Origin of the sequence: Accumulibacter sp., from assembly GCF_036625275.1 — a bacterium.
Taxonomy (GTDB): Bacteria; Pseudomonadota; Gammaproteobacteria; order Burkholderiales; family Rhodocyclaceae; genus Accumulibacter.
Genome location: NZ_JAZKUD010000137.1, coordinates 1 through 6759 on the forward strand (window position 1 = coordinate 1; position 6759 = coordinate 6759).

General features: G+C 60.6%; 8 protein-coding genes. 3 read left to right on the forward strand and 5 right to left on the reverse strand.

Features of this window, described 5'->3' with window-relative positions; genetic code table 11:
• The 3 genes from V5B39_RS21115 to V5B39_RS21125 form a co-directional block, all read right to left on the reverse strand.
• A partial coding sequence (locus V5B39_RS21115) for a hypothetical protein (protein ID WP_332344800.1) occupies positions 1-578 on the reverse strand: 578 nt, incomplete at its 3' end.
• 192 nt (positions 579-770) lie between these two features.
• The gene (locus V5B39_RS21120; protein ID WP_332344801.1) at positions 771-3653 is read right to left on the reverse strand and encodes a hypothetical protein; all 2883 of its coding nucleotides are present in this window, start codon (positions 3651-3653) and stop codon (positions 771-773) included.
• Between the two features lie 20 nt (positions 3654-3673).
• Positions 3674-3811: a hypothetical protein gene (locus V5B39_RS21125; RefSeq protein WP_332344802.1), complete on the reverse strand. Its 138-nt coding sequence runs from the start codon at positions 3809-3811 to the stop codon at positions 3674-3676.
• Positions 3812-4601: 790 nt separating this feature from the next.
• On the opposite strand from V5B39_RS21125, the gene V5B39_RS21130 reads away from it, so the two are divergent.
• From V5B39_RS21130 to V5B39_RS21140, 3 genes are all read left to right on the forward strand, one after another.
• Positions 4602-4784, forward strand: coding sequence for a putative inorganic carbon transporter subunit DabA (locus V5B39_RS21130; RefSeq protein ID WP_332344807.1), 183 nt, complete (start codon positions 4602-4604; stop codon positions 4782-4784).
• Positions 4769-4933, forward strand: coding sequence for a hypothetical protein (locus V5B39_RS21135; protein ID WP_332344803.1), 165 nt, complete (start codon positions 4769-4771; stop codon positions 4931-4933). Before V5B39_RS21130 ends, V5B39_RS21135 begins: the two co-directional genes overlap by 16 nt.
• Before the next feature lie 119 nt (positions 4934-5052).
• Positions 5053-5646, forward strand: coding sequence for a Uma2 family endonuclease (locus tag V5B39_RS21140; RefSeq protein WP_332344804.1), 594 nt, complete (start codon positions 5053-5055; stop codon positions 5644-5646).
• A 55-nt stretch (positions 5647-5701) separates the two neighbouring features.
• Here V5B39_RS21140 and V5B39_RS21145 read toward each other — a convergent pair whose 3' ends face one another.
• Positions 5702-5956 carry a hypothetical protein gene (locus tag V5B39_RS21145; protein ID WP_332344805.1) on the reverse strand — a complete coding sequence of 85 codons (255 nt, stop codon included), beginning with the start codon at positions 5954-5956 and terminating at the stop codon, positions 5702-5704.
• A gap of 6 nt (positions 5957-5962) precedes the next feature.
• Positions 5963-6759: methionine--tRNA ligase subunit beta (gene metG, locus V5B39_RS21150; protein ID WP_332344806.1), on the reverse strand; the 797-nt coding region annotated here is incomplete at its 5' end.

Consider the following 6759-nt stretch of genomic DNA (forward strand, 5'->3'; position numbering starts at 1 on the left):
CTCTCCCCGTCGCCAAGGTACCGATTGAGGCGAATTGCATCACTACCGTGCTGTCCAAGCAGCCTTTCGCAAAAGTCGATGCCATCGAGCGCGCCCCTCCGCAGTGGCAGGTAACGATCGTGAGCGCACGACAGTTTCTTGATCCACCGACTCGCCGCATTATCGGCTTTTGGAAGCGACTCCAACTTCTCGTGGCCGAAGCGAATGCAACCCGCCCTGAATTCTTCAACGGGCTTTTCGCCAGCATGAGCGGTAAGCAACGCGATGCGTCCCGAGGGAAGCCCGGATCGAATCAACTCGTTGTATAGCCAGAAACCGCCTTCCTTCGGATCGCAAGGCGCGGACGACGGGAAGAAATCGTTGGCTAGATTGACGTCCAGCAAGACGGCATCGTAACGGTCGGCAGTGGACTCACCGGTTAACGCATCAAATTCGGCTTTGCTGCAACAGACATCAACTTCCGGTGCCTCGGACCAGCCCTGCCGGTCATACCAGACGCGCCACGCGTCATAAGTCTGCTGCTTGCTTTCGATGGAATCGACGTAACTTGCCAGCGCGCTGCAGCGCTGCTGCGGCAAGTCTGAAAATATCTCCGGCAGCAGTGACTCGCAGTTGCTGCCGTCAAAGTCCTCCACCCATAGAATTCTCATGCTCACCAATCCTTTCTGCCCCTGCTCCGGCAGGTGTGATCTTCAACAACTCCGGTATCGCTTTGCGCCAGCCTCAGTGGGCGCAACGCTCCATCGGTACCCGTCTTGCGAGCAATGCCTTCATTGTATCGGCAGAACCGCGTGCACCGAGAAGGCACCCCCATCGACAGCTGGCTCGTCGAACCTGGCGGCGACCAGTTGGCAGACTTTCCTGACGAAATCCAGCCCCGTCTTCCCGCTCAGCAGCGGCCGTGGCATTTCCGTATCGACCGGATTGCGGCAGGCCAGTTCGAGACCGGTATCGGTTCGCGTCACGGACAACGAGATGGCTCCTCCCGTACCCGTGAATTTCAATGCGTTGGTGAGAAATTCACCGACCAGCGCGAAGATGACGATATGACGTGCCCCATCCTCCATCACACGGAGGTCCTCCGCACCGGCCAGCGACAGGCGCAGGAAAGGCATTCGACGCTCGACCCAGGCAGCAAGCTGTTCGAGCTGAGCCGCCGAACTGCCCTCGAGAGGCATGATTTCGGAGATCAGTTCCGCAGTCAGCGTGTCGTACTGGACATCCGGAAGCAGCCTCCTGCGCGCGCTCTTGAATTCGGGCATCCGGCAGAAGCGCAGGAGCGTCATCTGCAACGCGAGTACTACGGTCTGCGCCACCGAATGATCACCCCCCTGCTCTGATTCCCAATCCTTGCGCAGGGCGTCGGGATCGGATGTGTAGAGCTTGAAGACCTTGACGAGGCTTTCGACAACGGACGCACGAGTGGCTGTCGGAGCCAGGCGGACGGCCAAGGCGGCGACATGGGCTGGATCGCGGACGGCAGCAAGCTCTGCCATGATCTCCCGCAGCATCCGCGATGTGCCTACTGTGACGTTGACAAGCGTATGCGAAAGAAAAGAGATCATCTGCCGACGCTCATCCTCTCGAGCGTGCTCCTCCGCCAGTTGACAAGCAATTATTGAAGCCGTGCGTAGTGCCTTCGCTCTCAGGTCCTGAACTGCCGCGAAGCCATTCATATCGAGGTCTTCAGAACCGCCGTGATCCAGGCAGCGATCCGCTAGATCTATGACTCTTTTTATCCGTCGCGCGGCATCGTTTATTCCAGTGGACGGAACCAGGCGGCTAGACAATTCGAGCCTTACCCAAACGTAGTCTTCAATCATGGACGAAGTATCGTCCCAAAGTTTGCCGAGAGCTTCACGAGGGATCGTCTCTTGCGATTGAAGGGCCCAAATCAAGCCTTCGGCGATATCCGGGAATAGTGCGAATTCACCATAGGGTCCCGAGGCGCCACGAATGGCTTTGCGACGGCTACGCGAGTCATCCCGTATCTGGCAATAGTAATAGTCCTCAAGATTGGGATTCCGGGTGACCAAGTCGGCAATATCGGCTGGCGTGATTGCGCAGTCGGGATCGCCCTTTAACTCAGATTCCTTGGCCAACTCAAACAGCAACTCAAACAGAAGGTCGACAGCCAGTCGACCGTGACCAGGCAGTTCGAAGCCGAGGCGATACAGGGCGTCTGCATACTTGACGGCTCGGACGTCACGCGGATTGCCCGGACTAGATTTTCTTGCGAGGTCGAACAGTTTTTTTGCACGAATGAGATTCTTTTCGCAGCCCTGGCCACGCAGCTCCAGCAATCCAGCCATGAGCGCTGCATAGGCGGCATTTCGTATATTTGCGGCAACGGCGCTGTACCAGATATAGGCTTCCGGTCCGCGCGCGTCTTGAGGATAAACCTTGACATAGTCGGCGAGACATAGTGCGGCTTGCGCGTCTTCCTCCCAGACGCCAAAGTGACTCGCTTCATCAATACCAATGTGCGCATCCCTCGTGATTCGCTCCAGATCGCGCGAGACCGACTCATACTGACCAAGGTATTCTCGGAGGCAACTCAAACCCTTGCTGATGTCGTGGTACGTGCTGGCTGGGTTCATGTAAAAATCGGTGGCCAGCGGTACAAGTGCTAAGGGGCATGGCGAGACTTCGCCGGTCGGAACGGCCGCCATGTGCAGCAGTGTGAACCGTTCTTCCCCCGGCTCCGCAAATCGCATGGCTAATTGATGCTTGGCCCAGGACAATGCCGGCGAGGCCTGCTCTAGCCAGCGTCTTGCTTCCGCTTTCAGGGCGTCCCGCCGTCGCCGCGTCATCTCGTCTTTCGCACACAACTCGCTGTGTCTCTCGATGCAATCAGCTTGGTGAAGAAGGCACATTGCCAGTCTCCATTGGGCATCGGGGTCGCCAGCCCGCGCAGCGGATGGGTCGGCCTCGTCGTCATCGCTCGTCCGGCACTGTAGGTCGGACTCCAATTGCTCCCTTAGGTAATCGACTGGTGTATCGGTAAAATCCTCGTACCGGCGAGCCGCGTTCTCGTCTTGAAACACCTTAAAAAATCGTGCCGCGCGCGCTTGCGTGCGGAACTCATCACGCAGCCTTGCGTCTTCAATGATGAATCCGGCCACGGCCTTTCTCGGGCTGTCCACCGTTTCACCAGTGATCGTTGCGGTAGCCAGCAAGTAGGCGGCCTCGGCATTGCCACAATCGGCGGCCTCCAAAAGGAGGTGCCGCGCGTATTCGTGGTCGTGAGGCGTATCGTTGGTGCCGTCGAGGTACCACTTCGCGACGAGGGTCGCCTCGGTTGGGTGACTCGTTGGATTGCATGCATCGAGCTTCAGCCGGTCTATCGGAGCGAGGCAGGCGACCCGCTTTTCGTAGCTCTCGGCTGTGTTCTTCTGGGCAATCGGGCCGAGACGCTCACGCCACTGCAATCGTATTCGGTTCGAAACGGAAGACCAGTCGGCATGCTGGCGAATCCTCGCAATCAGACCACACAAGTCTGGCGGCACGGTTGGCGGCTTCATGCCGTAACTCACCCAGTTGAACTCTCCTACGGTAATCCTCGCCGCAATTACGGTTTCATTGGCGTCGCGGACCAGTGCGTGCGCAAAGAAATCGTCGACCATGCGATCGACTTCGGGTGTGGCGTTCATTTCGCTGTCCCGCATCATGGTCAACCCGCGTCCGCGTCAGAATAGAACCAACCAGCCTCTTCGGAACGTTGCCAATTCTCGGCGTACTCGTTCATTTCGTCGAAAATCTCGCGCATCACTTCATCCTGATAGGCATCGTGCTCGTCATACCCGTTCATGCCAAAAGACTCCTGTCGTTGGGAATGAACGGATTATGTGCGCCGAAATCCACGGGCTAGCGGAGAAATAGCGGATGAATCGCATGGTTTCAGTAGACATAGCCAGGGCGGTTGAAATGCTGCCGATCAATCGGTCGCGATGAGACCGTTACGGCCACTCGAGCAGACCAACCGCAATGACCGTTCAGGCCAAGTGCCGTTAGGGTCTGTTTTCTGTGAACCGCAGGTTGAGGATGGGTGAGCTGCCAGACGACTGCTATCTGCCATGAGGCAGTAGCGGGTCGCGAACGACGATTCAGTCATGCTCCGTCCAACGACCGCTTCCGGGCAAGTCATTAAATCAACGTTCCCTTTGGAGAAAAGTCGCCAGCGTCTGCTCCTGGCCGGCTGCCGACGGACGCCATCCTGCACCCAGTGATCGCTCCCGCTTCAAAGCTGCCGGTTAGGCAAGAATAGCACCGCTGAAAATTGAACGGCAACTTCCGTGTGGCGGGCGGTTGCGATGAATGGCCGCTTTCAAGAGCCCCGACCGTCTCCTCTGGGCCGTTTGCCGTCAGCTGACCACGAAAACTCAGTGACCGCTTATGGTTTGGCACCGCCAGCTAGACGAGCAGCCTGGAGCCGAGCGCGAACGGACGGATCCGACTGACAGCGGTCGCTCCGGTTTTGCGAACCACTGGCAGCCGCCAACCCGGTGCAGACACTGGTGCTTCTCTGGCCCGGGTTCTCAGTTGAGCGGGCAGCGGACACCCGCAGTGGCCTTGAGTTCCAGATACTGTCCCCGGAATCGGTGGGCGCCGGAATCAACGTCGAGCACGCCTTTTCGACAGTCAATAACAAAAGCTACGGCTGCGGCAGCAAGGTAACGCACAACCTGGCCGGGCTGTTCGGCGTGATGCAGGGCGCCAGATCCGCCCTGTCGGCCTGCCGCTGCAGAGGGTCGAGATCCATGGGCCGATGCGGCTGCTGGTAGTCGTCGAGCACGCCCTGGTAACAAGCCAGCGAGCGACCTCGACGCCTTGTTTGCGGCGCTGGCCGCAAGCGCCCGCGTGCTTGCTCTGGCTGGTGCCGCTACGGCCACTGCTGGCGTCGGCGCTGATCGCCGTTCGCCTGTTCTTGTAGCGTGGTGGCAGCGATGCCGATGAGCCGATCACCGCCGGCATCGCCAGCGCGGTGCACGCATCGGCAGTTTCAGGCGGGGTATACTCGGCCGTTCAGCGTCCCCATTGAGGAGAGGTCGCATGGGCCTGGCACTTCGTGATGATCGCTACCACACGTACGCCGACTACCTCGCGTGGTCGGAAGACCTTCGTTACGAGCTGATCGACGGCACGGCCTACCTGATGGCGCCTGCGCCAACGCTAGCACATCAGGACGTCGTCGGTGAAATCTACTTCCAGCTCCGGCAGGCGCTGCAAGGAAAATCCTGCCGCGCCTTCATCGCGCCGGTAGATGTCCGCCTGCCCAAGGCCGACGAGGCCGACGACCAGGTCGATACGGTCCTGCAGCCGGACGTGCTGGTGGTCTGCGACCCGTCTCGCCTCGACCGTCGCGGCGTGCGCGGAGCGCCGGACCTGGTGGTGGAAGTGTTGTCGTCGTCCACCGCCAGCCACGATCACGTGTGGAAGCGGCGGGTCTACGAACGCTCCGGGGTCCGGGAATACTGGCTGGTGCATCCAATAGACCAGATGATCACTGTCTATCGCTTGCGGGATGGAGAGTATGGCAAGCCGGAAGTCCTCGAGTTGAACGGAGAAACCGCCGTCGGGGTGTTGCCAGGCGTTTCCGTCAGCTGGGACGAGTTGGTCCGGAGGTTGCCGAAAGTGGAGTATTGAGCATCCGGTAGGCGCTTTGGCCTGGGTGCCGCAAGGGCCTCGCTGACACTGCGCTTCAGGAGCGCTTGCTGTCAGACCGCGGTCTGGCGAGTTCGCGCAGAATCCGCGCCGCTGACCAGACCATCAGGGCGATCCCGGTGGCGACGGTCGCCACCGCGCTGGCCGTACTGGTCGGGAAACCGGGGATGAACAGCGTTTGCTGCCTGACCAGCCACATCAGGCCGCTGGCGAAGATGAGCATGCCGGCGGCGTCGAGCAGCGCGTAGAACATCACTTTCAGGGTGACCGGCGGGCGCTGGCGACTGTCCATGCCGGCCTACTTGACGCGCATGCCGGGCTGGGCGCCGCTGTCCGGCGAGAGCAGAAAGATGCCGGGCACCTGCCCGTCGGGGTCCGACGCAGCCAGGACCATGCCCTCGGACAGACCGAACTTCATCTTGCGCGGCGCCAGGTTGGCGACCATCACCGTCAGGCGACCGACCAGCGTTGCCGGATCGTAGGCCGACTTGATACCGGCGAACACCTGCCGCGTGCCGAGCGGGCCGATGTCGAGCAGCAGGCGGACGAGCTTGTCGGCGCCTTCGACCTGGTTGGCCTCGCTGATGCGCGCGATGCGCAGGTCGACGCTCATGAAATCGTCGATGCTGATGTGCGGCCCGGCGACAGTGCCGACAGCCGCCTGCGCGACGGCAACGGCAGCCGCCTTCTCCTGGTGCTCGGCGTGTTTCTGCGGCGCCGCCTGCGGCACTGCCGTCAGCGATTCGCGGTTGGCCTCGACCAGCGCATCGATCTGCTTCTTGTCCACGCGCGTCAGCAGATGCCGATAGGCGTTGATCGCGTGCCCGGCGGCGAGGACGCTGCCACCGTCGCCCCAGACAAAGGGAGCGACGTTGAGGAAGGCTTCGGCCTTGGCGCTGAGCGCCGGCAGGACCGGCTTGAGCAGGATGGCCAACAACCGGAAGAGGTTCAACGAGTTGCTGCACGCCGCCTGCAATTCGCTGGCGCGATCGGGCTGGCGGGCCAGTTCCCAGGGCTTGACACTGTCGACGTACTGATTGGCGAGGTCGGTGAGGGCCATGATCTCGCGGATCGCCTTGCCGAACTCGCGCGCTT